The following is a 26,495-nucleotide window of genomic DNA, read 5'->3' as shown; positions in this document are numbered from 1 at the left end:
GATTGGTTTGAATCGTGGGATGAATGCCTATGATTTGGCAGCCGGCGCCTTCGCCGGCGCGAGCACCACAGACGCCTCGGTCGTCAGCACCCGGAAGGTGAAGCTCTCCTGGAAATACAGTTCGACCGTCGAGCTCGAATGGCTGAGATAGCCGATGGAGAAATCCTGGCCGATATCGAGCTCGAAATCTCCGCCCCGTGTCGTCAGCACGAATGCGCCTTCAATCGCCGGCGCCCAGAAGGTGCCGCCATCGACGATCCGCTCGATGTGGTGGAAGATCGGATAGCCATCGTCAGCTCCCCCACTCGCGGCCGTGTATGTGCTTGCCCCGAGCACCAGCGCGTACGGCCCATTGCAGCCGGCAAGCCGAAGCTGGCTGACGGCCTGCGCGACGACATCGGGGTAAGCCCTGACATTGGCCGGAAGCGGGATCGCAGCATTGCTGCTCGCCTCCGTGATGCCCTGAATGCCTGCCGCCGCATAACCCGCGAACACCGCGCGATCTTCGGCGAAGGCGATCTTGCGCGCCGCTTCCTTCACGGGCGACCAATCCGAATCGTTCGAGCCGCGATCGACATCGTCGATCTGCTGCCGCGACAGCTGAAAGGGGACGCGCAGCTCGACCAATGCCTTTGCCTCCCGCTGAACGGCCCGGATTTCGTCGCCGGGCGCATCGATTTGCCTGATATGCCCGGTGCCGATGGCGGCGAGCCCGGGCCCCTTCGGACCCGTGACATCCACGACCCTTCGGGCTGCCAGATGCCGCTTGAGTGTCCGCGACGCTTCCTGCTCGATTTGCGCCCAGGCCTCGTCGGAGATCGGCGCGAGGTGGCGGTAAAGATTACTCATTCTTTAGCCCCTTGCTTCAGAGAACCAATGCCGAGCGACCCATCATTGCCGGCCGGGCATGAGAGAGATTCATTGGTGGACGGCGTCGATGCGCCCGGTAGGTCGACGGCATCGGGCGCAGGTTCCGGCTCGACGTCGTCGAGGAAGCTTGCCGATGGCACGAAAAACAATGCGCCGGTCACGGCGTGGCTGAAATCCAGCAGCCTGTCATAGTTTCCGGGCGGCCGGCCCACGAACATGTTTTCGAGCATCTGCTCGATGCGGCGCGGCGATCGCGCGTATCCGATGAAGTAAGTGCCGAACTCGCCCTTTCCGAACTCGCCGAACGGCATGTTGTCGCGAACGATCTCCAGCTGATCGCCATCCTCGACAACCGTCGTCAGGACGTTGTGCGCATATGGCGCCTTCGCCGCGTCCAGTTGCTCGATATCCGAGAGCTTGTGCCGACCGATGATGTTTTCCTGTTGCTCGACCGGCACCGCATTCCAGCGCGCCAGATCATGGAGATACTTCTGCACGATGACGTAGCTTCCGCCGGCGAAGGGCGCATCCTCCTCGCCGATGACGGTTGCGCGTTCGGCGTCCGCGCCGACAGGGTTTTCCGTCCCATCGACAAAGCCCATCAGATCGCGGTCATCGAAATATTTGAAGCCGTGGACCTCGTCGACAACGGTCACGACGCTGCCGAGCCGCGGCATGATCTGCGCCGCGAGCTCGAAACACATATCCATGCGCGTGGACCGGATATGAAACAGAAGATCGCCCGGCGTCGAAACCGCGTGATGCACGCCGCGAACTTCCCGAAACGGGTGCAGATCCTTCGGTCGCGGGGCACCGAACAGCCGGTCCCAGATGCTGGAGCCGATGCCCATGACGCACGACAACCGCCCTTGCAGATCGCGGAAGCCGACGGCGCGCAACAGCGACGACAGGTCCGCGCAGAGACCGCGTACGGCGGCGTCGCTTTCCGGTCCGGAATTGACCGTCACGACCAGGAAGATGGCCGCCCGCGTGAGACGCGCGACGACCGGTTGCGGAACAGCAGACGGCACACCTTGCTCCTTTGGTGACCTCCGAGAGGTCTCTAGTCCATGTCCCGGAAAGCGTGGCCGTCGGCTTTCACGCCCACGATGACACTCGAGGGCACCAGGTCCTGGGCGCAGGTGCCGTCGAACACCCAATCACCCTTGTCTGCAAGGTCAGGGAGATTTGCGCCCTTGCGTACATACAGCCCGATCGCGGGCTTCTTCGCATTGATGTAGAGATCGTACTCTTCCATTTCATCAACCTTCCTGAAACACGAGGTCTATCGTCCGCCCGTTCTGGGAGTGCCAGATCGGACAGGCAGTCTCCCGCGTCCGCGCGAGCGACACGATTGCCGGTCACAGCTTGACCGGCCGCCCCGACTTCTCCTCCTCCAGCGTGACGGCAATATCGGCATTGGCGGAGAGGCGAACCTTGTCGCCCTCGACACCCGCCACAAAGCCCATTTCAACGTAGTGATGATGGCCTTCGTGATGGCCAAAGCTGTCGGACATCTTGAGCTTGATGCGATCGCCCTCGACGCGATCGACTGTGCCGACGTGAACGCCGTCCGCGCCGATGACTTCCATATTCTCCCTGATCGTGTTCGCCATGAGTTGGTTCTCCTGTCCAATTTCCGAATCGATTGACACGCCGCCCTGCGGCCACGCCATCAGTCCTCGAAAAGCCTGGCAATGTCGGCGTCGCAGCAAAGCCGAACCTTGTGGCCCTCGATGTTGTTCACCAGATCGAGGCCGATATAGTGGTGATGCTTCTCGTGCGAACCGCCGTCGTGCTTCTTCAGCTTGATCCGATCCGCTTCGACGCAGTCCACCGTGCCCAGATGATCGCCATCGAAGCCGATGACCTCCATGTTCTCCTTGATGTCGTCCTTCACCATGCTTTCCTCGTTCGATACGATCTCGGTTCCCGCTTCGGCCTGCCGACCGCCCGGCCAACGCGATGATGCCGCGCGCAGCCGCAGCCTCGGATCACGGCCTCAAATCATGACTTCATCGTCCTGGTCCGCGGTCGGCGCGGCCTTGCCGTTGAAGGTGAGGCCGTCCTTGCCCGCCGAGATCTTGACCTGCGAACCGTCGCGCACATCGCCTGCGAGCAACATCTCCGCCAGCGGATCCTGCAAATAGCGCTGGATGACACGCTTCAGCGGACGGGCCCCGTATGCCGGGTCCCATCCCTTGTTGGCCAGCCAGTCTCGCCCCTTGGCGTCGAGCGACAACTCGATCTTGCGATCGTCCAGCAGCCGTCGGAGCCGTGCAAACTGGATTTCGACGATCCGGCCCATCTCGTTCTTCTGGAGCCGGTGGAACAGAATGATGGCGTCGATCCGGTTGAGGAACTCGGGCCGGAAATGCGCCCGCACCATGGTCATGACCTGCTCCCGCACTGCGCTGGTCTTCTCGCCTTCGCCCTGGTTGACGAGCAGCTCCGCCCCGATGTTCGAGGTCATGATGATCAGCGTATTGCGGAAATCGACCGTACGGCCCTGGCCGTCGGTCAGGCGTCCGTCGTCGAGCACCTGCAGCAGGACGTTGAACACGTCGGGATGCGCCTTCTCGATCTCGTCGAACAGCACTACCTGATACGGCCGCCGACGCACCGCCTCGGTCAATACGCCGCCCTCGTCATAGCCGACATAGCCGGGCGGCGCGCCGATCAGCCGCGCGACCGAGTGCTTCTCCATGAACTCGGACATGTCGATCCGGACCATCGCCGTCTCGTCGTCGAACAGGAATTCGGCAAGGGCCTTGGCAAGCTCGGTCTTGCCGACGCCGGTCGGCCCGAGGAACATGAACGAGCCCATCGGACGATTGGGGTCCTGCAACCCAGCGCGCGCGCGGCGTACTGCCGTCGACACGGCCCGCACGGCTTCGGCCTGGCCGACGACGCGCTTGCCGAGCGCCTCCTCCATGTGGAGCAGCTTCTCCTTTTCGCCCTCCAGCATCTTGTCGACCGGAATCCCGGTCCAGCGCGACACCACCTGCGCGATATTGTCGGCGGTCACCGTTTCGCCGATCGACGTGCTCTCGCTGGCTTCGACCGCGGCAAGCTTCTTCTCGAGTTCGGGGATCCTGCCGTAGGCGAGCTCACCCGCCTTCTGGAATTCACCCTTGCGCTGTGCATTTGCGAGTTCCGTGCGAAGCCGTTCGAGCTCGCTCTTCATCTTCTGTGCGTCGGATAGCTTGCCCTTCTCGGCCTGCCATTTCGACGTCAGATCGGCCGACCTCTTCTCGAGATCGTGCAATTCCGTCTCCAGCGTCTGCAGGCGGCTCTTCGAGCCGGCATCGTTCTCCTTCTTCAGCGCCTCCTGCTCGATCTTCCGCCGGACGATCTCGCGATCGAGGTTGTCGAGCTCCTCGGGCTTGGAGTCGACCTGCATCTTCAGCCGCGCGGCCGCCTCGTCCACGAGGTCGATCGCCTTGTCCGGCAGAAAGCGGTCCGTGATGTAGCGGTTCGACAGCGTCGCCGCCGCGACCAGCGCCGAATCCGAGATGCGCACGCCATGGTGAAGCTCGTACTTCTCCTTGAGGCCGCGCAGAATCGAGATCGTGTCCTCGACCGTCGGCTCCGACACGAACACCGGCTGGAAACGGCGCGCCAATGCCGCGTCCTTCTCGACATGCTTGCGGTACTCATCGAGCGTGGTGGCGCCGATGCAGTGCAGCTCACCGCGGGCCAGGGCCGGCTTGAGCAGGTTGGAGGCGTCCATCGCGCCGTCGGTCTTGCCGGCGCCGATCAGCGTGTGCATCTCGTCGATGAACAGGATGATGCCGCCCTCGGCCGACGTCACCTCGCTGAGGACCGCCTTCAGCCGCTCCTCAAACTCGCCGCGATATTTCGCTCCGGCGATCAGCGCGCCAAGGTCGAGCGCCAGCAGCTTTTTGTCGCTCAGGCTCTCGGGCACGTCGCCATTGACGATACGCAGCGCCAGCCCCTCGACGATCGCGGTCTTGCCAACGCCGGGTTCGCCGATCAGCACCGGGTTGTTCTTGGTGCGGCGCGACAGCACCTGGATGGTGCGGCGGATCTCCTCGTCGCGACCGATCACCGGATCGAGCTTGCCGTCGCGCGCGGCCTGGGTCAGGTCGCGGGCGTACTTCTTCAGCGCGTCATAGGCGTTCTCCGCCGACGAGCTGTCGGCCGTGCGCCCCTTGCGCAGCGCATTGATCGCAGCTTCCAGATTTTGCGGCGTGACGCCGCCATCCCTGAGAAGCCCGGCCGCATCGCTGTTGCGGTCCGAAGCCAGGGCCTGAAGCAGCCGCTCGACCGTGACGAAGCTGTCTCCCGCCTTCTCCGCGGCCTGCTCCGCCGCGGTGAACACGCGGGCGGTCTCGGGCGCTAGATAGACCTGTCCCGCGCCGGCGCCCGATACTTTCGGGAGCTTGTTCAACGCCGCTTCGGTTGCCTTGAGGATCGCCCGGGAATTGCCGCCGGCGCGGTCGATCAGACCGCCCGCCAGACCTTCGCCGTCATCGAGCAGCACCTTGAGGATGTGAAGCGGCGTAAACTGCTGGTTGCCTTCCCGCGTCGCCAGCGATTGTGCCGACTGGATGAAACCTCTTGCGCGATCGGTATATTTTTCAACATTCATGGAATCACCTCACGCTGGCAATACCGGCGCATGCCGTCCTCGTTCCGATTTCATCGACCTGTCGGCGAATGCGCCCGTTTCGCCTCGAGGTGCTGTTCCAGTCGAGCGAGATCGATCACCATGCGCTCATGGGTGCCCCTGCCGATCTCTTCGATTTCGTCCTGCGCGGTCACCGCGAAGACCAGGCGCCGTCCATCGACGCCGGTGACTTCAGCCTCCGCGGTCACCCGTTGTCCCGCCGGCGTCGCGGCGATGTGCCGGACGTCGACGGCGATCCCAACCGCCGCCTCACCGGGTTCGAGATAACCCCGGATGGCGTTGAGCGCTGCGTTCTCCATCGCAAGGATCATCACCGGCGTCGCGAGAACCGGCGGTAGCGTCGGGTCCTTGAACTGGCTGGCCAGATGCTGCGGCCTCACGTCGAGCGTGAAGCGGCCCTTTGCGCCAAGAGACACCGGCTTCATGTTTCACACCGCCTTCTGGAACAGTTCCTCGACGTAGTCCCAGTTCACGAGGTGATCGAGAAACGCCTTGATGTAATCGGGCCGGCGGTTGCGATAGTCGAGATAGTACGAATGCTCCCAGACATCGCAGCCGAGAATCGGCTTGGCGCCGTGCACGAGCGGACTTTCGCCGTTCGCAGTTTTCATCACGACGATCTTGCCATCCTTCACCGCGAGCCAGCACCATCCCGAGCCGAACTGACCGACACCGGCCGCCACGAAGTCGTCCCGCATCTTCTCGATGGAGCCGATATCGGCGCTGATCCGCTTCTCGAGGCTGCCCGGCATCGCGCCGCCGCCCTTCGGCTTCATCCATTTCCAGAAATAGGTGTGGTTGAGATCCTGGCTTGCATTGTTGAAGAGCGGCGTGTTCTTGCCAAAGGAGCCGACGACGACCTCCTCGAGGCTCTTGCCTTCCCATTGCGTGCCCTTGATCAGCGTATTGACGGCGTTGACATAGGCCGCGTGATGCTTGTCGTGATGATATTCGAGCGTTTCCTTCGACATGTAGGGAATGAGCGCATCGTGGAGATAGGGTAGATCAGGAAGGGAAAACGACATGGGACTTCTCCGGCTCATGATCTGCTGTACGAGCGAACATCCGTGTTTGCGACATAGGCTCGATCGTTCATGCCGATAGTTGCGTATCGCGATCCGCCAAGCCGCGGTCGCGCTGACCCGACGGACACTTCCTCAGCAACCGACGTGCCAACTCGAGCCGCACGAAATATCAATGCGTTACAGAGCGACAAGCACATGCCATCGGACAATTTGTCGAAACGGCGCGAGACAAACTGTCCGAGATGGCAGCAGCCAGACGAGGCTCGAACAGACGTTCTTGCGACGGCACACGACGTGAGCGGAAGCAGCACACACGCATCAACACGTGGCCGGCCGTTCTACTTCCCTGACCCGTACATCAGCTCGAGTGCCGCAAGCGCAGTCAGGATATAGCCGCCATCATTGTCCATATCGTCGTCCGTGGAGAGATCGAATTCCCTCCACACGCCATCAAGATTGCCGGCCTTTCTTTCGTTGATGACCCGGGTCGCCACGTCACTGATGACGCCGAACTGTGCGAGGTCGTAATGCAGGCCGTCGTCATCGGAGAACAGACCGTGCTTGCGCAGGAACGCGGCCATCGGCATCGACGTTTCGCTGAGGTAGAACAGCAGGTCTCCCGCGTCCACGGGCCGGTCCGTCGCCTGGGGCACGAAGCCGACCTGCGTGATGAGCTGGGCGGCGCATGATTGAAGATCGGTCGTGAGCTGGCTCAGCGATACGACAGCCATTGCGATCTCCTCAGCTGTGAAAACGAATCCCCGATCGGCCCGGGCTCTATCGGTCCCCGCCTGATTGGATAGCGTCGCGCGGGCCCGAATTCCTATTTGACCCTGCGGCCATGGAAGAACCCGGCATTCGTCGTGTTCTCGCGAATATTGGCCGTCTCGCCCTGCTCCGCCGCGTTCTTCGCCTTTCCCTTCGGCTGCGGCCCGGCATTGCTGTCGGGTTCCGATCCGGTCCCCTTCGGGCTCCGGTTCGCAGGCGGGACAGGCGGCATCTTGTTGTGACGTGACATCGCGGCAACTCCCTTTGAAGACAACGGATCGCGATTCCGGCCGATATCGTGGGAGATCGAGCAACTGACGTGCCAAATCGAATCGGCAACGAAATCAGCCTCATAGCGTGGCAGTTCTCACCGGATAAAGACAATTTGTCAGGGCGAGGCCAGACAAACTGTCCGGCGAAATACGTTCGTTCGAATCCTCCTTGTCATGGACCAGCGCGCGACACAATTCGCGCCACGCCGCTTTCACGTGTCTAACGCTGCACCACGGCTAATCGTTGCACCGCGACGGCCTCGATCTCAAAGGTCGGGCGAGCCATCCCTCGCGATCAGCCAGAAGCTTCTCGCAGCCAGACGGAAAAGGTCGTGCCCTTTCCCAATTCGCTTTCGACCGAGATCCTACCACCTTGTCGGGTCACGAGCATCTGGCTAATTGATAGCCCGAGGCCGGTGCCTTCCCGCCTCTTGGTCGTAAAGAAGGGATCGAAGATCCGCTGCATGACATCGGGCGTCATGCCGGCGCCGGTGTCGCCGACCTCGATCACGACACCGCGACGCAGACCTTCCTGGCGATCGAAGGTCCGCAGCGTCAGCTGTCCGCCGTCCGGCATGGCGTGAATCGCGTTGACGATCAGATTGACCAGCACCTGCTGAAGCTCGGTCCTGTTCATCGAAATCGGGCGCGACGCGCGATACTCCTTGTCGACGGTGATCGTCGTTTTGTTCAGCAGGTGCTGCACCAGCGGCAGCGTATCGTTCACGATCTCGTCCGGCTGATACTGCTCGATGAAGCCGGCGTATTCCTGCGGCTTGGCGAACTGAAGCAGCCTGGTGACGATCTCGCTGATCCGTCGGAGCTGCTCGTCGATGAGCCGGAACTCGGTCTTCGCGGCGTCGACCTTACTCCCCATCAGGTCGCGGATGACTTCGAGATTGCCCTGCACCACGGCAATCGGATTGTTGATCTCATGCGCGATGCCGGCGGTGATTTCGCCGATCGCGGCGAGCTTTTCCGACATGATGAGCTGCTTCGTGGTCGCCTCCAGTTGCTGGTTGGCGAGTTGCAGCTTGCTGGTTCGCTCCTCGACGCGCTGATTGAGCTCCTCATTCCATTGTCGCAGCTGGGTATCGCGCTCGTGAAGCTGATCGAGGAGCCGATCGAGGTGGGTCGCAACCCGACCGATCTCGTCCTGATCGCCGGCATGCCCGGTTCGGGCGTCGAGCTCCCCCCGTTCGACCCGCGCAATCGTACCCGTCATGCTCTCGAGAGGACGGAAGATTGCCGCGGCCCACCTCAGAAACAAAGGAACGGTCGCGGCAACCGCGACCAGGAAAGCCACCGCGATCTCGAGCAGCGTCCGGCGCTTGGCTTCGGTGAAGGGCTTTTGAAGGAAGCCGGCATAGAGCATGCCCACGCGATGACCGTAGCTGTCGAGCAGCGGTTCATAGCCCGAGACATACCAGTCGTTGACGACGAATGCACTGTCGAACCAGCTGCCGCCGTCCTCAAGGACGGCCTTGCGGACTGCGGCCGACACCCGGGTGCCGATCGCACGTTGCGTCTCGAACAGCTGCACATTGGTGCTGATGCGGACATCGTCGAGAAACAGGGTGACGGTGCCACGGCTTTCGCGAGGCAGGCCGAGGCCGTGATAGATGAGATCATTGATCGTATCCACGAAGGCGAGATTCTGATTCAAGAGGATGCCGCCGACCAGCGCGGCTCGCCGACCGTCGGGCAGCATCAAGGGGTTGGCCGACTGCAGGACCAGGCCGCGCGTTTCCTCCGTCTTGGTCGTCGGAGCACTTCCGACTGTCGGAACGAGCTCGATTCGCGCCCGTCGCGCGAGATCAGGCGATATCGCCGAAAGCTCGGCCGCCTCGAAAACGTCGATGACGGTCCTTGCGCGCCCTTCGAGCGCGGTGCTGATGACCGGCCAGTTCCAGCGGACGGAGGCCGAAGCGAGCGGATAGTCGCTTGCCACGACCTGTCCGCCGTCGGCGACGATATAGAGGAAGTCAAAACCGCGGGCTTGCGCAGTTTCCCCGAGAAGCGCCGCAAGATCGCCGTCATGACCAACCTGCTTGTGCAGGGTCTGCTGAAACCGCGCGGAGCTGGTGACGAAAGCCAATTGGTCTTCCGTGTTCTCCATAATGCGGGCGAGATATTGATGCGCGATGGTCAGGTCATCATGGACCTTCGAGATCAGCGCTTCGTCGAACTTGGCGTTCCAGCGATAGATGCTGATCCCCAGCAGCAGCGGCAGGATCGCGAGCATCGGCACGAGAGCGATCGCCAGCAATCGATAGCGAACCGAGCGCCGATTGCTCATCGAGCGAACAGCTATACTTTCCAGCTTGCGCATTTGCGGTCGACCGTCTTACGCGAGATGCCGAGTCGCCGCGCAGTTTCGTCGCGATCTCCGCCTGTCTCACGAAGGATAGCCAGGATGTGGCGTCGCTCCACCTGGGCAAGACTCTCCCCGCCGCTGTCGCCATGATCGAGGGCCCTCTCGAAATCCTCCGGGAAGGTGCCGAGGATGATGGTCCGCTCGATCAGATTGCGCAGCTCGCGGATGTTCCCGGGCCATTCATAGTGCGTCAGGGCCGTGCGCACACGCTCGCCCATGGGCACGGCAGGCATGCCTAGCTGCTGGGAGATATCGCGCATGAATATCGCGGCGAGCTCGAGCACGTCTTCGCCGCGGTTGCGGAGCGGTGGCATGCCGATTTGCATCACATTCATTCGGAAGTAGAGATCGGCGCGGAAGCTGCCGGCCTCGACCCGGCCTGGCAGATCGGCATTGGTGGCAAAGACGAAGCGGGCATCGAACGGGACCTCCCGTTCCGCACCGACGGGACGGACCCGGCGATCCTCGAGAACGCGCAGCAGCTTGCTTTGAAGCGTGTACGGCAGTTCGCCGATCTCATCGAGAAACACGGTCCCGCCCTGCGCGTGCATGAACAGGCCCTCGCGCGCCCTTCCCGCGCCCGTGAACGCTCCCTTGAGATGACCGAACAGTTCGCTCTCGATCATATCGGCTGGAATCGCGCCGCAATTGATCGGCACGAACAGCTTGTCGGCGCGATTGGAGAGCGAATGCAGCGAGCGGGCAGCAACCTCCTTGCCGGTGCCTGACTCGCCGGTGAACAACACTGGCGTCGGCAACGGCGCAACGCGCGCGACGATATCGCGCACCTGCTGGATTGCGCTCGACTGACCGAGCAGCTTGTTACGCAGGAACATTTCGTGCGAAGCGGACGCCAATTCATGACGCAGTACGTAATTCTCTCGCTGCAGCCGCGTTCGATCCAGGCATCGCGCCACGGCGTTGAGCAACTGATTGGAGCGGAAGGGCTTGATGACGAAATCGACAACGCCGGCCCGCAAGGCCACGATGGCGGTATCGAGGTCGGCGTAGGCCGTCATCAAGATCACGTCGGCGAAGAAGCCGATCGCGCGTTGCTCGGCCAGCCAGTCAAGGCCGGCTTTCCCGGGCATGACGTTGTCGAGGATGACCACATCGAAATGCCGGCTGTCGAGCTTGCGCGACGCCTCCTTGGCATCGGCCGCCTCCTCGATCAGCTTGCAGCGCGGTCGCAGAATCTTGACGAGAAAATTGCGGATACCGGGCTCATCATCGATGACCAGTATCGACGCCTGCGAGAGCCAGGGGCCGAACTCCGGGCTGCCGACGGGTTCGACAACTTCCTGGGTTGATTCCTCCGACATTCGGCCCTTCTCCTGACGTCGCCTGCACCCTAACAGGGCCGGCCCGAGAACTACAACATCGCCGCGCAGGGCTCGTTTGAACGCGATCGCACGCAGGCGGCGGCCCGTATTCCGACTGCTGGGCCTCACGGCGAGGACTAGGTCGCGTCTCCGCTGACCTCATCATGCAGCCGCGCAAGCACCCGCCGCATGCCATGCAGCTGGTCGACGAGATGAAGCACCACATCGATGCCTTCGTCGTTGACGCCCATGCCAGCCGCGAGATCCTGAATGAAGCGCGCGCGGGCGACGTCGCCCTCGGTGAATGTCATCCCGGCGACGGTCCGCTCAGGGATCAGCCATTCCTGCTCGAGCCAGGATTCCAGGGTCTGTACCCGGACACCGGACGCGATCAGAAACTCCTGCCTGTTCATGATCATGATGCACCGCCTTCGCGCGGGTTGAATTCCTTGCCCTTGCCCCATCCTGATACGAATGCCTCGAGCTCCGGGTCCGGCGAATTCGGCAGGACGATCTTCAGCTTCACGAGCTCATCGCCGCTGCCGCCGCCGTGACGCGGCGCCCCCTTTCCGCGCAGGCGAAGCGTTGTCCCGGTATTCGATCCCTTCGGGACCGACATGGTCACTTCGCCGGTCGGCGTCGGGACGCGCACCCGCCCGCCCAGGACGGCTTCGGACAGCGAGATCGGAAATTCCAGCGAGATGTTGTCGCCGTCGCGCGTGAAGCGCCGGTCGGGCAGGACTTCCACATCGATCAGCGCATCGCCGGGCCCGCCCTTGCCGGTGCCGGGCGCACCCTTGCCCTTCAGACGCAGGACCTGGCCGTCGACCAGCCCGGGCGGGATCTTGACGTCCAATGTCCCGCCGTCCGGCAAGGATATGCGCTTGTTGCCACCCGTGATCGAATCGACAAAATCGATCGCGAACCGATAATGCAAATCTGCGCCGCGACGATTCGCGCGTGCCCGCTGACTGCGCTTGAGAAGCTCGGCGAAGGGATCCTCGCCGTCCATGAAATCGGCGAAGCCGGCACCGCTGCTGTACGGATGGCCGTCGTCCGCGCCAGCGAAATCCCGGTAGTAATGATGCTGCGGCTGCTCCGCACCCGACCCGTCGATCTCGCCATTGTCAAACCGCTTGCGCTTCTCAGCATCGCCAAGCAGATCATAGGCGCCCGCAACTTCCTTGAACTTCTCTTCGGCCTTCTTGTCGCCGGGGTTGAGATCCGGATGAAGCTTCTTCGCCAGCTTGCGATACGCCTTCTGAATGTCGGCGGCTGAAGCCGATGACGAGACGCCGAGCACATCGTATGGATTGGTCGCCACGTCAGCTCTCCTGGCATCGGCAACAAGACATCAGGCTCCCGTGACCGAGGCACTTGCGAGGCGCGACGCCGTTCGACGGCAGGTTGAAGCTATTCGACATGGCCCGGGTCCACATATCTCGGATAGTTCTTGGCCTGCTGCGGCGTCATCCGCGCCGGGTCCGGCGCGCCCGGCACCCCCCGCGGGCCGAGCTTGGCCCGCGCGATGTCATCCTCCGTCAAACGCGGCTTACCGTCGTCAAGCTGTCCAATGCCTCCGTAATCCATTGCCTTGGTTGCTCCCTGATCCTGCGAGGGGCCCGGTGGCCGGGCTTCGATTCAGGAGACCGAACGGATCATCAGCACACCGCTCCCGCGTCATCGCCCCGGTTGCAGGGTGAGGCTCTCGACCCCGGCGGCAATGATCACGCCGGTGGTGGCCTGAACACTGATCGGCTGCAGGGCGATGCTGTTGTTCGAACCACCGAGCAGCACGTTTCCGCCCACCCCAACCACGGCCGCTGCCATGGCGTCGACCCCGACATAGGTGCCGGCAAGGTCGCCGCGACCGGGCTGCACCACGGGCGCGAACACGTTCCAGGCCAGCGCAGTGTTCTCCGTGAAGCCGATATCGAGGCCGAACTTCTGCATTGTCGCAACGTAGTAGTCCTCCGGCAGTCCGTTGATCCGCAGGATACATCGAAGGTTGACCACGGCTCCGACCAGGAACCCGACGGTCGCGCCACCGAGACATTCGAGCACGCCAACTTGTACCTTCTGTGCCGGTGCCGGTTGCTGCGCGTGACCGGGCGACACGAGCGCGCTCAACATTGCGGCGACGATGGCGATTGAAAGACTCCGGTGACGACGCATAAAGAACCCCCTTGTGAGTTGAAAGACGATGCCTGTTGGGCATCACGGACAGAGTTTGAGTGAACCGGTAGAAGGGTCCGGGCAACGCACGTCGCCCGGACCAAGTGGTATGATTTCCCGCGCTTGCCGGGACGGGCTCGGCGGCCGCGCTACATCGACTTTTTCTCGTCGTCACCGATCTCGGTAAATTCGGCATCGACGACGTTGTCATCCCGGCCCGGGCCCGCGCCGGGCGCCCCATGCGGCGCGGCATGGATGGCCTCACCCAGCTTCATCACGTTCTGCTGGAGCACGCTCGCCTTGCCGGTAATCGCAGCCGCGTCGTCGCCTTTCAGCGCCTCGCGCAGATCCGACATGGCGTTCTCGACCGCGCGACGGTCCGTGTCGGAAAGCTTCGAGCCGTGCTCGACGACCGTCTTTTCCGCCGAATGCAGCAGCGCCTCCGCGGTGTTCTTCGCCTCGACGGCTTCCTTGCGCTTCTTGTCCTCGACCGCGTGCGCCTCGGCCTCCTTGATCATGCGATCGATGTCGGCTTCGGACAGGCCGCCGGACGCCTGGATCTGAATGCGCTGCTCCTTGCCGGTCGCCTTGTCCTTTGCCGAGACATTGACGATGCCGTTGGCATCGATGTCGAAGGTGACCTCGATCTGCGGCACACCGCGCGGCGCCGGGGCAATGCCCATCAGGTCGAACTGCCCGAGCAACTTGTTGTCGGCGGCCATTTCGCGCTCGCCCTGGAAAACGCGAATGGTCACCGCGTTCTGATTGTCTTCCGCCGTCGAGAACACCTGGCTCTTCTTCGCCGGAACGGTGGTGTTTCGCTCGATCAGGCGCGTAAACACGCCGCCCAGGGTCTCGAGGCCGAGCGACAGCGGCGTGACGTCCAGCAGGAGAACGTCCTTGACGTCACCTTGCAGCACGCCGGCCTGGATCGCCGCGCCGATCGCAACGACCTCGTCGGGGTTGACGCCCTTGTGCGGCTCCTTGCCGAAGATCTTCTGCACGATCTCCTGGATCTTCGGCATCCGGGTCATTCCGCCGACCAGGACGACCTCGTCGATGTCCTGGGCCTTGAGCCCGGCGTCCTTGAGCGCATTGAGGCAGGGCTCGATGGTCCGTTGCACGAGATCGTCGACCAGGGATTCGAACTTCGCGCGGGTCAGCTTGACCTGAAGGTGCTTGGGACCGGTTGCGTCGGCCGTGATGAACGGCAGGTTGATCTCGGTCTGCGTCGTGGTCGAGAGCTCGATCTTGGCCTTCTCCGCTGCCTCCTTGAGCCGCTGAAGGGCGAGATTGTCCTTGCGCAGGTCGATGCCCTGCTCCTTCTGGAACTCGTCGGCCAGGTAGTTCACCAGCCGCATGTCGAAGTCCTCACCGCCGAGGAAAGTGTCCCCGTTGGTGGCCTTAACCTCGAACACGCCATCGCCGATGTCGAGAATGGAGATATCGAACGTTCCGCCGCCGAGATCGTAGACCGCGATCTTGCTCTGCTTCTTCTTCTCCAGACCATAAGCGAGCGCTGCGGCCGTCGGCTCGTTGATGATGCGCAGCACCTCCAGGCCTGCGATCTTGCCGGCATCCTTGGTCGCCTGCCGCTGCGCGTCGTTGAAATAGGCGGGGACGGTGATGACCGCCTGCGTGATCTTCTCACCAAGGTTAGCCTCGGCGGTCTCCTTCATCTTCTGCAGGATGAACGCCGATATCTGCGACGGCGAATAGGACTTCCCGCCGGCCTCGACCCAGGCATCGCCGTTCGAAGCCTTGATGATCGTGTAGGGAACGAGCTTCTTGTCCTTCTCGACCATCGGATCGTCATAGCGACGGCCGATCAGGCGCTTCACCGCGAAGATGGTGTTGGTGGGATTTGTCACGGCCTGGCGGCGCGCGGGCTGACCCACAAGGCGCTCACCGTCGCTCGTGAACGCCACGACCGACGGTGTTGTGCGCATTCCCTCGGCATTCTCAATGATGCGCGGGTTCTTGCCGTCCATGACGGCAACGCAGGAGTTCGTCGTTCCGAGATCAATACCGATTACTTTTCCCACTGTCGCACCCTCCTGTTTCGCTTGTTTCTCTTCGCTGTCGTTCACCGAACCGGTGTAGAATGCTTCCCTGACCACCAGGTCGGCGTGTCGAAGCTATCGGCGTCCAATGCGTGTGCGTGTCGTTCGTCGATATGGGCGGCGCAACGGCCAGCAAGGCCTGGCGCAGACCTGTTCGATCTCCAGCACGATGTACGTCTCATGACGCCTTCGGCTTCGGATTGGCATTGTACGCCTCTTCCGGTGCGGCCGCTCCGGCTTTGTTCTGGTCCGGCGCCGTCGGCGCGCCGCCCTGGGCGGCAACTTGAACGGGTATTCTGCGGGCGCGTTCCTTGTCCCTGTTGATCGGCAATGCCACAGTCAGAACTCCATTGTCGAAGTCGGCCTTCATCTTGTCTGTGTCGACCGAATAAGGCAGGCGCAACGTGCGGAGCAATGTGCCGTGGGAGCGCTCGAGGATGTGGAAGCTCTCCTTGTCGTCCGCCCTGTCCAGCGTCTTCTCCGCGCGAATGGTGAGGATGTCATCGACGAGCGTAACGTCGATGTCCTCCGCCCTCACACCGGGAAGGTCGGCACTGATCCGCATTTCACCGTCGGTCTCGCTCACATTGATGCTGGGCATGAAGGGACCCTGCCGATCGCCACTGAGATGCGATTGGCGATGAAGATGACCATGCAGGAAGACCTCGCCGAACAGACGATTGATCTCGTGATGGAGCGAATGGAAGGGAGCTTCGATATCACGCTGAATCGGATTGCCCGATCGAACAGGTGCGGTGGAATTCGGCGCCATCATTCTCTCCCTGTGCGACGACGGGCTCTTCCTTTCGAAACTCGGGCTCTTCATTGCAACAGGCATGCCATCCCCGACAGCCAACGGTAACAACGACTTAGAAGTGCATCGATCGCGACGGCGGACATTTTGTCTCGGCTGCACGGGACAAGTTGTCGATGAAGCGGGATGGCATTTCATGCTCCGCTCGCGATGCCGACCTTCGCGGGACGCAATGCGCGGGCGCCGATCGCGTAACCCGGTTGCAGAACCTTCATCACAGTGCCGCGCGGCACGGACGGATCCGGCACCTCGAACAACGCCTCGTGGAAATTGGGATCGAACCGTTCGCCGACGGGATCGAGCTTCGTGATGCCGTGCTTTTCCAGCACGCGCAGCAACTCCTTCTCGGTGAGGCCGACACCTTCGACCAGCGTCTTCAGCGCCCCCTCCCGCTCCCGGACACTATCGGGAATGCTGGCAATGGCACGCTCCAGGTTATCGGCCACGTGGAGTATGTCGCCGGCAAATTTCGTGATCGCGTACTGACGCATGTTGTCGAGATCGCGCTCGGCGCGGCGACGCGTGTTCTCGACCTCGGCCAATGCGCGCAGCAAGCGGTCCTTGAGCTCGGCATTCTCAGCGAGGAGCTGGGTGCGATCCTCCGACGAACGATCGCTTGCTACGGCTCTCCCGAAATCCGCAGCGTCCCCGGGGTCAGGCAGGGCATCGCTCACGGTTGGCAGCGTGTGAGCCGAACTTGCCGGGCCGTGTCCATGCGGATCGTCGTCGGGTGGCCATTTTCGCTCCGTCATCTAGTCCTCCCTCGCAAGCGGACAGCGTTTCCCTGTCCTGTTCACCTAGTGGAGCCCGCTAGGCCGCGCGAAACCGCAGGCCGAGACCGACCAGCGCGCAGCCCTGAAAAACGAGATCGATCGCCAGAACTAGACCGAGCAACCACAGACTGTTGACCGGCCAGCCAAGCAGGAAAACCAGCCCAGCGATCGCGGTGACGACACCCGAGGCAACGATCCAGCCCCAGCCGTGGTCGGTTCGCGTCTGGAATCCGAGCCAGAGGCGGGCGATGCCCGCCGCAAGCGTGAGCAGCGCCAGCATCAGCGTCAGAAACACCGAGGCAAGCAGCGGATTCATCGATGTCACGACGCCAGCGGCCGCGTAGAGGACGCCACTGATCATCCACCACAGGAAGCCGCCCCAGTTCTTCACGCGGAACGCCTGCACGATCTGCATGGCGCCCGCTACGATCATTCCCGCGCTCACGTAGAAGACCGTCACGATGGTAGCCAGCAGCAGGTTGCCGGCCGCGACAGCGCCCAGGACAATGAAAAGGAGCCCGAGGCCGACGAACCAGCCCCACTTGGCGTGCACGTCCGCAAATGCGCGAGACAGCATGGACGTATGATTGGTGGTTGTCATCGGAGCCTCCGGAATTCGAACCGGCGAGCTCGCTTCAGCCGTGTGCAACCGGCACTCCGGCGTGAAGGCGCCACAGCACACTCGCCACCGCACACCAGAGCAACAGGCATGCCAATCAGGAAACCACGTTATGTCAGACGCTTGGTGGTTCGACCGCATGCAAGAAGGACAATTTGTCCGCGCGCCACCGGACAGAATGTCGAGGGAACGCCGCCGCTGGGGAAGCGCATGCGCTGCCTCCCGATGACGAAGAGCGGCGATGGCTTGGTCATCGGCAGCCTAGGGGCATGTGCAGCCATCCCGGCACTTGGCCAAGCTGAAGAGAGGTCGGCTACCCCCGAAAACGTCTCAACGGTCAGTCTTTCGAGGGCTTCGGCTGAGTTTCGCTCACAGGATCGGAGGCTGGAAAAGTCTCTTCGAGGCCTTCTTCGAGCCGGGTCATTTTCATATCCGCCTCGATCGCTTTCTTGGGGTCTACCGCGAGCTTATCGACGGGGGCGGGATCGAATTTTTTCTTCATGGACAGAGACCAGCGTGACCGGAATTGCACCTGATGCGCACCCCACCCTGCGCATGTCAATCCGGGAAGACCGCGTCGCGCTCCCGATCGAGAGACGGCCCCGCCGATTCCTACGCTGTGCTGCACTACAGCACTCTCGTGAGGAAGTAGTGGTTTTCCTTCGCTGGACCTTGGCTCAAAAAAACGGATGCGACGACAAGGATAGCGCTTGCCAGATCAAAACTGGAGATTGGCGACAAGTAACTACGAATTTTGCCGGGTAACAATGTGGGAGCAGGCCATTGCGAAAACCTTATTCGTATCAATGGCTTATTGCCTATGGTGCGCTCGGAGGGACTCGAACCCCCACGGTGTTACCCACTGCCACCTCAAGGCAGCGCGTCTACCAATTCCGCCACGAGCGCTAGGATGCCGGATGGAACCCTAAGGCGCCGCCGCATCGACGGGGCCATGTAACAAATCATGCATGCAGGGACAAGGCGATTAATGCGGGAATTAACTGCGAACGCCGGGAGATTTCGGCAGCATTTGCTTGACCTCGACCGCAATCCGGTTGCGGTCGACCAGGACCACCCCGCTGGCCACCGGCAGGTTGTTGGCGAGGATCTTGACCTCGTCGGCCTCGGTGGCATCCAGTTCGATGATGGCGCCGCGGGATAGCCGCATGACCTGGTGAATCGGCATCGTGGTGGTGCCAAGGACCACCATGAGGTCAACGCTGACTTTATCGAGGGTGGGCACTTCTGAACCGCCGAACGGGAACTAGATTGTGGGTTCACCTGACCACGTTAGGGTTAGCTAATGGTTAACGACCGCCAAAGCCTCGATTTGACGACCTTTGCGCGCCCTTCGGGCGGCGAAGCGGTCGAATGGCGGATTTCGGACCGCGCGGTGCCCTACCCCGATTCGCTCGCCGCAATGGACGACCGGGTGACGAAGATCGCGGCGGGCTCGGCCCGCGAACTGGTGTGGCTGCTGGAGCACCCGCCGCTCTATACCTCCGGCACCAGTGGCAAGGCCGACGATTTGCTCGCGCCGCGCTTTCCGACCTTCCAGAGCGGCCGCGGCGGCCAGGTCACCTATCACGGCCCGGGCCAGCGCGTCGCCTATGTGATGCTCGACCTCAAGCGGCGCCGGCCCGACGTGCGCGCCTATGTCGCTTCGCTGGAAGAATGGATCATCCGCACGCTGGCCGCCTTCAACGTCCGCGGCGAGCGCCGCGAGGACCGCGTCGGGGTCTGGGTGCGGCGCCCGGACAAGGGCGAGGGCCATGAGGACAAGATCGCCGCGATCGGCGTGCGGCTGCGCCGCTGGGTCTCGTTCCACGGCATCGCGATCAATGTCGAGCCCGACCTCTCCCACTTCCAGGCCATCGTGCCCTGCGGCGTGGTCGATCCGCGCTACGGCGTCACCTCGCTGGTCGATCTCGGGCTGCCGGTCACGATGGCCGATGTCGACATCGCGCTCCGGCAGGCCTTTTCCGAGGTGTTCGACGACACCGCAGCGCGCCTGCCGGAAGCGACGTCATAGGCTTCACGCCGCCTTCTGCGGCGCGACCTCGAGCTTGCCGGCGATGTAGCGGCGCTCCTGGGTGAGGCCGCCGAAGCCGTAGGCGTCGCCCTTCACCTCGTCGACATGGGCGTAGCTCTCGGTATGCAGCGGCCCGAGCAATTCGCCCATCCGCTTGAACAGCGCCGCGAGATAGGTCGCCTTCTCGTCCTTGGTGTTGGTGCCCTCGGTGACGTGGATGTCGAGCCAGTAGCTCGCGAGCCCTTGCTCGGCGAGCGACTTGCCGCCGGCGAACCAGTCGGCCGCGTCGGCGGACTTCACGATGATGGCGGTCACGTTGGGATCCTTGTGCAGAATCCGTGCGGTCAGGTCCGACACGGCGGCGGCGATGTCGGACTTCAGCGACGGCCTCTCGCGCGAGGTCGCGTAGGTGACGGTGATGATCGGCATGATCGGTCTCCTTGAATTCGGTTGGCGCGGGTCAATCGCGCCTCCTCTAGCTAGACCTTCGCGCATCATCTTGATATCTTATCTATATGAATAGCAATGATAACGATCATTGATCATGACCGCCACGCTCGATATCGACACCGTGCAGGCCTTCCTTCTGGTCGCCGAGCTGCAAGGCTTCACCCGCGCCGCCGAGGCGCTTGGCACCACGCAAGCGGCGATGAAGTTGCAGCGGCTCGAAACGGTGCTCGGCAAGCGGCTGGTCGAGCGCTCGCCGCGCGCGGTGCGGCTGACCGCCGACGGCGCGGCCTTCCTGCAGCACGCCCGCGCGCTGATCGAGGTGCATGATCGCGCGCTGGCCGGCGAGACACCGGCGCGCCAGCAGCTCACGCTCGGGATCAGTGATCACGCCGCGGGCCCGGAGCTGGTGCCGCTGCTGGAGCGGCTGCACGCGATGGCCTCCCAGCTTGCCCTCTCCGTGACCATCGGCTTCTCGCGCGAAATGCTCGATGCCTACGATGGCGGCGAGCTCGACGCCGTGATCGTGCGCCAGGAAGGCAGCCGGCGCGGCGGCGAGAAACTGACCGAGGACGAATTCGGCTGGTTCGCCGCCAAACGCTTCGTCTGGCCGCGCGGCGATGCGCTGCCGCTGGCAACGCTGGCGCCGCCCTGCGGCGTGCGCGCCCTCGCTGTGCGCGCGCTCGACAAGGCCGCTATCGCCTGGACCGAAAGCTTCGTCGGCGGCGGCGTCACCGCGGTGGTGGCGGCCGCGCTTGCAGGGCTTGCCGTTGCGCCCCTGGTCCGCCGCATCGCGCCGCCACGCCTGGTCGATATCGGCCCTGCCCACAAGCTACCGCGGCTCGGCACGTCGAAGGTGATGCTGCATTCGAAAGTCGGCGATCCCACCAAGCTCGCGGCACTCAGGACGCTGGCTGCGACGTTTCGGAGCGTGGCGTCTGCGGCATAGGTTGAACATCGTAGCGGTTCACATCGAGTCTTCGCCTATCGCCAGTTCGCACATGACGAACCAGTAGGTCAGGCCGGCGACAAACCCGGCCACGACGAACAGGCAAACCAGCCCAGATGTCCAGACAGCCGGGGATCGTAGAAGGACAGTGATGCTCAACGCGCCGATCGCAGCGCCAGCGCAGGCGAAAAATCCCGCGGCTCGGATATGGAACTGTCTCTTATACACATCTGACGCTGCCGACGAACGATGTGTATAAGAGACAGTCAGAATGGTCTGACCGACGGCGGAAATCACCGCGGTCGCAGCGCCACAGCCCGCAAGCCAACCTCCGAATGCACGGGAACAGGTGCTGCACATCCAGGCCTCCTCACAAGATCGCATCGAACGCGCTGCGCAAGGTTTCGTGCCGGAACACAAAGCCGTTGCTCAGCGCCTTGTTCGGCAGCACGCGCTGGCCGCCGAGCAAGAGCTCGTCGGCGAAGTCGCCGCCAACGGCACGGAGCAGCGCCGCCGGCACGCGGAAGATCGCCGGCCGGTGCAGACGGCGTCCGAGCTCCTCGGTGAATTTCGTGTTGGTCACCGGGATCGGCGCGGTCGCGTTGACAGGACCGGACAGCTCAGGTCTCGCAATCACATGCGCGATCAGGCGCACGAGGTCGTCGCGCTCGATCCACGACATCCACTGCTTGCCCGAGCCGAGCGGGCCGCCGAGCCCGAACTCGAACGGCGTCAGCATCCGCGTGATGAAGCCGCCATCGGTGCCGACCACGAGACCGATCCGCAAATATGCCACGCGCACGCCGTGATCCGCGGCCGGCTTCGCCGCATTCTCCCAGGCCTCGCACAATTCGTGACTGAAGCAGGCGTGGGATTTCGCCGACTCCGTCAGCACCTGGTCCTGCCAGAGTCCGTACCAGCCGATCGCGGAGCCGCTCACGAGTACCGACGGCTTGCGTTCGAGGCGCGCGATCAGCTTGATCACGTCAGACGTCATGTCGATCCGTGAGGCGATGATCTTGCGGCGCTTGGCCTCGGTCCACAGGCCGTTGCCGATCGGCTCGCCCGCGAGATTGACGATGGCGTCGATCCCGGAGTCGGCGGGCAATTGGTCGAGGCTCGTGATCAGCGTCACCGGCGGCGACAGCATGTCGGCCTTTGCAGGATTGCGGATCAACGCAATCACCTGATGGCCGGATGCGGTGAGGCTCGCGACCAGGCGGCTGCCGATGAAGCCGGTCGCGCCGGTGACGAGCACGGTCTGCCGCGCCGGCAATTTCTCGACCAGCGTCGCGGCCGGCCGTCCGTCCGAGGCGTCTGGCGGCGGCAAAGTCGCGCGCGCCGAACAGCGCGGCGCCGAAGGCCGCAGCCGTCGCGAACAGACTTAACGGACCCGCATAGGCCGGCGCGACGGCGGTCGGCAGCATCGTCCAGCCGATCAGGACCGGCACCAGCAGCACGAGGATGGCGCCGTAATTGATCGCCAGCAGCGTGTGATTGATCCGCTCGCTCGGCGGCAGCTTTCGGCTCAGATCCTCCTCGACGAAATCCATCAAGGTGATGACGACCTCGACGACGAGCACGGCCATGATGGCGATCGCAAGAATGCCGTGCACCTCCAGCCAGCCGAGCACGAGGAACAGCAGCGCATAGAGCATGTTGCGCACGCTGTGCAGCTGGAGCTCGTGGCGCTGCGAGGGACGCCAGGCCAGCCCCTCGGTGAATTCGTGGTGATAGAACGTATCGAATGCGCCCATCGCAATCTGGATGGCGACGAGCGTCCAAAGCAGCGGCGTCATGGCGTGGCCTCCCTGAACACAGCGGACTGACGGATCAGCCGGCCGAAACGCGGGTGGATGATCTCCAGCGTGAAGCGGAAGTCGCCGCAGCCGAGATCGGAATGGGTTACTGTGAGATCGCCGGGCGTGAGCCATTCGGGCAGCGGCATCCGAAACGGGCCGAGCTGCAGCGAATAGCCGACGCTGCGAAACACCAGCGCCTCGTGCTCGACCGCGATCCGCAGCGCCATGCTGACGCCGAAGCCGACATACTCCTCGAGCCCGGTCGATCCTGCAAAACGCTTGGCGGAATGAATCACCTGCGGGAAGCCGTCGCGGCGCGCGCTGATGCGGGTCCAGACCTGGCCGCCGCTTGCGGCGTCCTCGGTGACGGTGACAATCATCGGTACGCGCGTTTCGGTGCCGGTCGGGAACGGTCCGCCGATCAGCCGCGCGGCCTGCGCCAGCCACCAGCCGGCGCGGCTGCTCAAGGCCTCTTCGACCTCGCCGACATAGACGACGGTGTTGCCGTCTTCAAACCGTTTCGAGAAGCGCCGCCAGATCGCAACCGGCAGGCGGCCCCAATCCTCGTCCGACAGCAATGCGCGGAAGCGACGGTCGTCGAGCAGCTTTGTATCGGAAGTCGGCGCTGTCTTTAAGGTGGATATCCTTGCTGACGCCATCGCACACTCCCGTTGCACCGCCGCCTTTATTTGGCCCTGCTCGTGGGCAGGAAACTCACGATCTTCTCGCCGAGCTTGATCAGCGCGACCAGGCGCGGCCGCGGCACGTTCAGCATCTGCGTGTACCAGCGGTCGACCAGCTCGGTGAATGTCAGCATCTCTTTCAGCCGCTTGCTCGCGAGCGGGCTGATGGCCGGATCGTCGGCCGCGTCGGAGACGCAGGCGCGCAGCGCTGCGAGCGCGGGATCGATCTCGCGCTCCTTGCGTCCCGCCGCGATCCTGGCCGCGACCTCCCAGATGTCGGTCTCGGCCTCGAAGTGGTCGCGGCGGTCGCCAAGGATCGGCACCCGCCGGATCAATCCCCAGGACAACAGCTCCTTGATCGAGTTGGAGACGTTGGAGCGCGCCATGCCGAGGGTGTCGGCGATGTCCTCCGCCGTCATCGGCGCTTCGGCGAGGTAGAGCAACCCGTGGATCTGGCTGACCGAGCGGTTGACGCCCCATTCGTCGCCCATGTCGCCCCAATGCAGGATGAAGCGCTCGACGACGGCAGGAAGTTTTTTCTTGGCGGATATTTCTGTCATAACAGAAATATCAGACCGTTCGGAGCAGAAGTCAAGGCTGGCCATGCGGTCCACGAAGGCGACGAGACATGGCAGATCTCCTGACCTATCCGGACGCCCCGGCAAATGCCGTTCGTCACAGGTGAGGAGTTTTCCTTTGTGGCCCCCCAGCTCTTCGTCCAAGCTGATCCGGGTGGATGATTTTTGGGCCATGCACCGGGTCGCCCGCGTCACGGCCGCAATGGAGATTGCGCATGCCAGCGTCCGACAAGGAGTTCGTTGGATCCATTCCAGAGCTTTACGACCGATTCCTCGTGCCGATGATTTTCGAACCTTACGCACGCGATCTGGCGCAACGCGTCAAGGCTCTTGGCCCGCGCGACCTGCTTGAGACGGCAACCGGCACCGGCGCCGTCACCCGCGCGCTGGCGTCCGCGCTCGGCAGCGACACCAGGATCGTCGCGACCGACCTGAATGAACCGATGCTCGAACGAGCGAAGTCACAGATGCCGAGCGGGACCGCAATCACCTGGCGGCAGGCCGATGCGCTGAACCTGCCGTTCGACAATGCGAGCTTCGACGTCGTCGCCTGCCAATTCGGCGCGATGTTCTTCCCCGACAAACTGAAGGGTTATTCGGAGGCGCGCCGTGTGCTGAAGCCGGGCGGCCGTTTCCTGTTCAGCATGTGGGGTCGCATTGAAGACAACGAGTTCGCCGACGTGGTGACCCAGGCATTGGCGGAGGTCTTTCCGGCCGATCCGCCGCGCTTCCTGGCGCGCACGCCTTATGGCCACTACGCGGCCGATCCGATCCGGGCCGACCTTGCAGCCGCGGGCTTCAGCAAGATCGAGATCGACGACGTCCGGCTGCAAAGCCGGGCGAATGCGCCGCATGATCCTGCGATCGGCTTTTGCCAGGGATCACCGCTCCGCGGCGAGATCGAGGCGCGCGGCGGTATCGGCCTTGAGGCTGCGACCGAGCACGCCGCATCGGCGCTCGCGCGCCGCTTCGGCAGCGGCGCGATCGAAGGCCGGATTCAGGCGCTGGTGATCTCGGCGGTCGCGTAACGACGCGCTTCAGACCGTCGGCAGGACCGAGAACCGCTCCCCTGCCCGGCGCTGGTTCAAAAGATCGGAGTTGCCTGGTGCGGCGTGCACGGCAGCGACGCGCGCCGAGAACGGACCGCGGTTGCATGCCGCAATCATGTCAGTGACGACGTCGTCGGGGCCGGCAAACACCGCCTCGACGCTGCCGTCGCGGCGATTGCGGACCCAACCTTCGAGGCCGCGTGCGTTTGCCTGCTCGTCGACCCAGGCGCGATATCCGACGCCCTGGACGTGACCGCTAATGGTGACGTGGCGGATCACGCCGCTCATTTCTTCAGACCGAGGAACTCGCCGCTGCGCGCCTTGGTCTCCGCCTCGCGCATGACGCGACCGGTCAGTTCGGACGAAGCGATGCCCTTCAGGTTCTTCGGCGAGGTGCCTTCGCGCAGCGCCTTCAGCGTCTCGTAGACGGCCAGGGTCGCGGCCGCGAATGGCGCGTGGCCCTGCAGCGCGATCCTGACGCGCTGGCTTGCCAGATAGTCGAGCGCGGTCATCTCCTCCGGCGCGCCGCCGAGCACGATCGGCAGCGTCGTCGCGGCCGAGAGCGCCTCCAACTCGCCGCGCGATTTGATGCCGGTGAAGAACAAGCCATCGACGCCGACCGCCTCATAGGCCCTGGCGCGAGCGATCGCATCGTCGAGACTGGTGATCGAGACGGCACCGGTCCGGCCCAGGATGACGAGCGACGGATCGCTGCGGCCGTCAAGCGCGGCCTTCATCTTGCCGACACCTTCTTCCAGCGAGATCAGCTGGGTCTTGGTCTGACCGAACGCCTGCGGCAGCAGCGTGTCCTCGATGGTGAGGCCGGCCGCGCCGGCGGCCTCCACCTCCTGAACCGTGCGACGGACATTGAGCGCGTTGCCGTAACCGTGGTCGGCATCGACGAGCACCGGCAGCGTCGACGCACGCGACATGCGGCGTATCTGCTCGGCGAATTCGGTCAGCGTGATCAGCGCGATATCGGGATCGCCGAGCACGGCGAGCGAGGCCACCGAGCCGCCGAACATGCCGAGCTCGAAGCCGAGATCGTCAGCAATCCGGATCGAGGTCGCGTCATAGACCGAGCCCGGGCGGATGCAGGTTGATCCGCTGAGAATCGATCGCAGTGCTTCGCGGCGTTTGCGGAAGGCCATGATGTGTCTCCATCCACGTCATTGCGAGGAGCGAAGCGACGAAGCAATCCATCTCTCATAATATGAGGCTAG

Annotated in this window: 30 protein-coding genes, 1 tRNA gene and 1 pseudogene; 3 read left to right on the top strand and 29 right to left on the bottom strand. The window is 63.3% G+C overall.

The window, feature by feature from the left end:
• Positions 1-27 precede the first annotated feature (27 nt).
• The 23 genes from IF803_RS18770 to IF803_RS18660 form a co-directional block, all read right to left on the bottom strand.
• Entirely contained in the window at positions 28-849 is an 822-nt protein-coding gene (locus IF803_RS18770) for a family 1 encapsulin nanocompartment shell protein (protein ID WP_461193061.1), read from the bottom strand.
• Positions 846-1,901, bottom strand: a complete 1,056-nt coding sequence (locus tag IF803_RS18765; RefSeq protein ID WP_461193099.1) for a Dyp-type peroxidase — start codon at positions 1,899-1,901, stop codon at positions 846-848. Before IF803_RS18765 ends, IF803_RS18770 begins: the two co-directional genes overlap by 4 nt.
• Positions 1,902-1,933: 32 nt before the next feature.
• A complete protein-coding gene (locus IF803_RS18760) occupies positions 1,934-2,128 on the bottom strand; it encodes a hypothetical protein (protein WP_028339186.1) in 195 nt (64 codons plus the stop codon).
• A 103-nt stretch (positions 2,129-2,231) separates the two neighbouring features.
• Positions 2,232-2,486, bottom strand: a complete 255-nt coding sequence (locus tag IF803_RS18755; protein WP_304500325.1) for a DUF2171 domain-containing protein — start codon at positions 2,484-2,486, stop codon at positions 2,232-2,234.
• A gap of 59 nt (positions 2,487-2,545) precedes the next feature.
• On the bottom strand, positions 2,546-2,773 hold the full coding sequence (locus IF803_RS18750) for a DUF2171 domain-containing protein (protein ID WP_028339188.1): 228 nt from the start codon (positions 2,771-2,773) through the stop codon (positions 2,546-2,548).
• A 99-nt stretch (positions 2,774-2,872) separates the two neighbouring features.
• On the bottom strand, positions 2,873-5,485 hold the full coding sequence (clpB, locus tag IF803_RS18745) for an ATP-dependent chaperone ClpB (RefSeq protein WP_461193060.1): 2,613 nt from the start codon (positions 5,483-5,485) through the stop codon (positions 2,873-2,875).
• A gap of 50 nt (positions 5,486-5,535) precedes the next feature.
• Complete coding sequence (locus tag IF803_RS18740) at positions 5,536-5,949, bottom strand: thioesterase family protein (RefSeq protein ID WP_028339190.1); 414 nt, start codon at positions 5,947-5,949, stop codon at positions 5,536-5,538.
• A 3-nt stretch (positions 5,950-5,952) separates the two neighbouring features.
• Complete coding sequence (locus IF803_RS18735; protein WP_028339191.1) at positions 5,953-6,549, bottom strand: superoxide dismutase; 597 nt, start codon at positions 6,547-6,549, stop codon at positions 5,953-5,955.
• 338 nt (positions 6,550-6,887) lie between these two features.
• Positions 6,888-7,280, bottom strand: coding sequence for a hypothetical protein (locus IF803_RS18730; RefSeq protein ID WP_028339192.1), 393 nt, complete (start codon positions 7,278-7,280; stop codon positions 6,888-6,890).
• A gap of 92 nt (positions 7,281-7,372) precedes the next feature.
• Positions 7,373-7,567: a hypothetical protein gene (locus IF803_RS18725; protein ID WP_035631049.1), complete on the bottom strand. Its 195-nt coding sequence runs from the start codon at positions 7,565-7,567 to the stop codon at positions 7,373-7,375.
• 317 nt (positions 7,568-7,884) lie between these two features.
• On the bottom strand, positions 7,885-9,888 hold the full coding sequence (locus IF803_RS18720) for a sensor histidine kinase (RefSeq protein ID WP_461193059.1): 2,004 nt from the start codon (positions 9,886-9,888) through the stop codon (positions 7,885-7,887).
• 11 nt (positions 9,889-9,899) lie between these two features.
• Positions 9,900-11,288, bottom strand: coding sequence for a sigma-54-dependent transcriptional regulator (locus IF803_RS18715; RefSeq protein ID WP_461193098.1), 1,389 nt, complete (start codon positions 11,286-11,288; stop codon positions 9,900-9,902).
• Between the two features lie 137 nt (positions 11,289-11,425).
• Positions 11,426-11,707, bottom strand: a complete 282-nt coding sequence (locus tag IF803_RS18710; protein WP_461193058.1) for a chaperone modulator CbpM — start codon at positions 11,705-11,707, stop codon at positions 11,426-11,428.
• On the bottom strand, positions 11,704-12,612 hold the full coding sequence (locus IF803_RS18705; protein ID WP_461193057.1) for a DnaJ C-terminal domain-containing protein: 909 nt from the start codon (positions 12,610-12,612) through the stop codon (positions 11,704-11,706). The genes IF803_RS18710 and IF803_RS18705 overlap by 4 nt, the downstream gene beginning before the upstream one ends.
• An 89-nt stretch (positions 12,613-12,701) precedes the next feature.
• Positions 12,702-12,878, bottom strand: coding sequence for a hypothetical protein (locus tag IF803_RS18700; protein WP_461193056.1), 177 nt, complete (start codon positions 12,876-12,878; stop codon positions 12,702-12,704).
• A gap of 90 nt (positions 12,879-12,968) precedes the next feature.
• On the bottom strand, positions 12,969-13,421 hold the full coding sequence (locus IF803_RS18695) for a DUF992 domain-containing protein (RefSeq protein WP_461193055.1): 453 nt from the start codon (positions 13,419-13,421) through the stop codon (positions 12,969-12,971).
• Positions 13,422-13,612: 191 nt separating this feature from the next.
• Positions 13,613-15,508 (bottom strand): molecular chaperone DnaK, encoded by a 1,896-nt coding sequence (gene dnaK, locus IF803_RS18690; protein WP_461193054.1) that lies wholly within the window; start codon positions 15,506-15,508, stop codon positions 13,613-13,615.
• A 196-nt stretch (positions 15,509-15,704) separates the two neighbouring features.
• A complete protein-coding gene (locus IF803_RS18685; RefSeq protein WP_461193053.1) occupies positions 15,705-16,301 on the bottom strand; it encodes an Hsp20/alpha crystallin family protein in 597 nt (198 codons plus the stop codon).
• Positions 16,302-16,474: 173 nt separating this feature from the next.
• Positions 16,475-17,014 carry a nucleotide exchange factor GrpE gene (gene grpE, locus IF803_RS18680; RefSeq protein ID WP_461193052.1) on the bottom strand — a complete coding sequence of 180 codons (540 nt, stop codon included), beginning with the start codon at positions 17,012-17,014 and terminating at the stop codon, positions 16,475-16,477.
• A gap of 136 nt (positions 17,015-17,150) precedes the next feature.
• Complete coding sequence (locus IF803_RS18675; protein WP_080686651.1) at positions 17,151-17,714, bottom strand: HdeD family acid-resistance protein; 564 nt, start codon at positions 17,712-17,714, stop codon at positions 17,151-17,153.
• Between the two features lie 355 nt (positions 17,715-18,069).
• Positions 18,070-18,234 (bottom strand): hypothetical protein, encoded by a 165-nt coding sequence (locus IF803_RS18670; RefSeq protein ID WP_461193051.1) that lies wholly within the window; start codon positions 18,232-18,234, stop codon positions 18,070-18,072.
• 319 nt (positions 18,235-18,553) lie between these two features.
• Positions 18,554-18,638 (bottom strand) — tRNA-Leu (locus IF803_RS18665).
• Between the two features lie 91 nt (positions 18,639-18,729).
• Positions 18,730-18,975: a FliM/FliN family flagellar motor switch protein gene (locus IF803_RS18660; protein ID WP_021080574.1), complete on the bottom strand. Its 246-nt coding sequence runs from the start codon at positions 18,973-18,975 to the stop codon at positions 18,730-18,732.
• 60 nt (positions 18,976-19,035) lie between these two features.
• Between IF803_RS18660 and lipB the strand changes: the two genes are divergently transcribed.
• Complete coding sequence (lipB, locus tag IF803_RS18655) at positions 19,036-19,764, top strand: lipoyl(octanoyl) transferase LipB (protein ID WP_461193050.1); 729 nt, start codon at positions 19,036-19,038, stop codon at positions 19,762-19,764.
• 3 nt (positions 19,765-19,767) lie between these two features.
• Here lipB and IF803_RS18650 read toward each other — a convergent pair whose 3' ends face one another.
• Positions 19,768-20,193 (bottom strand): tautomerase family protein, encoded by a 426-nt coding sequence (locus IF803_RS18650; RefSeq protein WP_461193049.1) that lies wholly within the window; start codon positions 20,191-20,193, stop codon positions 19,768-19,770.
• Between the two features lie 115 nt (positions 20,194-20,308).
• On the opposite strand from IF803_RS18650, the gene IF803_RS18645 reads away from it, so the two are divergent.
• Positions 20,309-21,160 (top strand): LysR family transcriptional regulator, encoded by an 852-nt coding sequence (locus IF803_RS18645; protein WP_461193048.1) that lies wholly within the window; start codon positions 20,309-20,311, stop codon positions 21,158-21,160.
• A gap of 370 nt (positions 21,161-21,530) precedes the next feature.
• Here the strand turns inward: IF803_RS18645 and IF803_RS18640 are convergent.
• The 3 genes and pseudogenes from IF803_RS18640 to IF803_RS18630 all read right to left on the bottom strand — a co-directional run bounded on the left by IF803_RS18640 (position 21,531) and on the right by IF803_RS18630 (position 24,205).
• Positions 21,531-22,959 (bottom strand): annotated as a pseudogene (locus IF803_RS18640) (TIGR01777 family oxidoreductase).
• On the bottom strand, positions 22,956-23,621 hold the full coding sequence (locus IF803_RS18635; protein WP_461193047.1) for a DUF4166 domain-containing protein: 666 nt from the start codon (positions 23,619-23,621) through the stop codon (positions 22,956-22,958). Before IF803_RS18635 ends, IF803_RS18640 begins: the two are co-directional and overlap by 4 nt.
• Positions 23,622-23,647: 26 nt before the next feature.
• Positions 23,648-24,205: a GbsR/MarR family transcriptional regulator gene (locus IF803_RS18630; protein ID WP_461193046.1), complete on the bottom strand. Its 558-nt coding sequence runs from the start codon at positions 24,203-24,205 to the stop codon at positions 23,648-23,650.
• A gap of 233 nt (positions 24,206-24,438) precedes the next feature.
• On the opposite strand from IF803_RS18630, the gene IF803_RS18625 reads away from it, so the two are divergent.
• The gene (locus tag IF803_RS18625; protein ID WP_461193045.1) at positions 24,439-25,251 is read left to right on the top strand and encodes a class I SAM-dependent methyltransferase; all 813 of its coding nucleotides are present in this window, start codon (positions 24,439-24,441) and stop codon (positions 25,249-25,251) included.
• Between the two features lie 9 nt (positions 25,252-25,260).
• Here IF803_RS18625 and IF803_RS18620 read toward each other — a convergent pair whose 3' ends face one another.
• Together IF803_RS18620 and IF803_RS18615 are read right to left on the bottom strand one after the other, a co-directional pair.
• A complete protein-coding gene (locus tag IF803_RS18620) occupies positions 25,261-25,560 on the bottom strand; it encodes an acylphosphatase (RefSeq protein WP_461193044.1) in 300 nt (99 codons plus the stop codon).
• Entirely contained in the window at positions 25,557-26,423 is an 867-nt protein-coding gene (locus IF803_RS18615; RefSeq protein WP_461193043.1) for an isocitrate lyase/PEP mutase family protein, read from the bottom strand. The genes IF803_RS18620 and IF803_RS18615 overlap by 4 nt, the downstream gene beginning before the upstream one ends.
• Positions 26,424-26,495 lie beyond the last annotated feature (72 nt).

This window comes from Bradyrhizobium sp. UFLA06-06, assembly GCF_054820065.1.
Note: the sequence above shows the minus strand (reverse complement) of the source record. Positions and strands in the feature narration are given on the sequence as shown.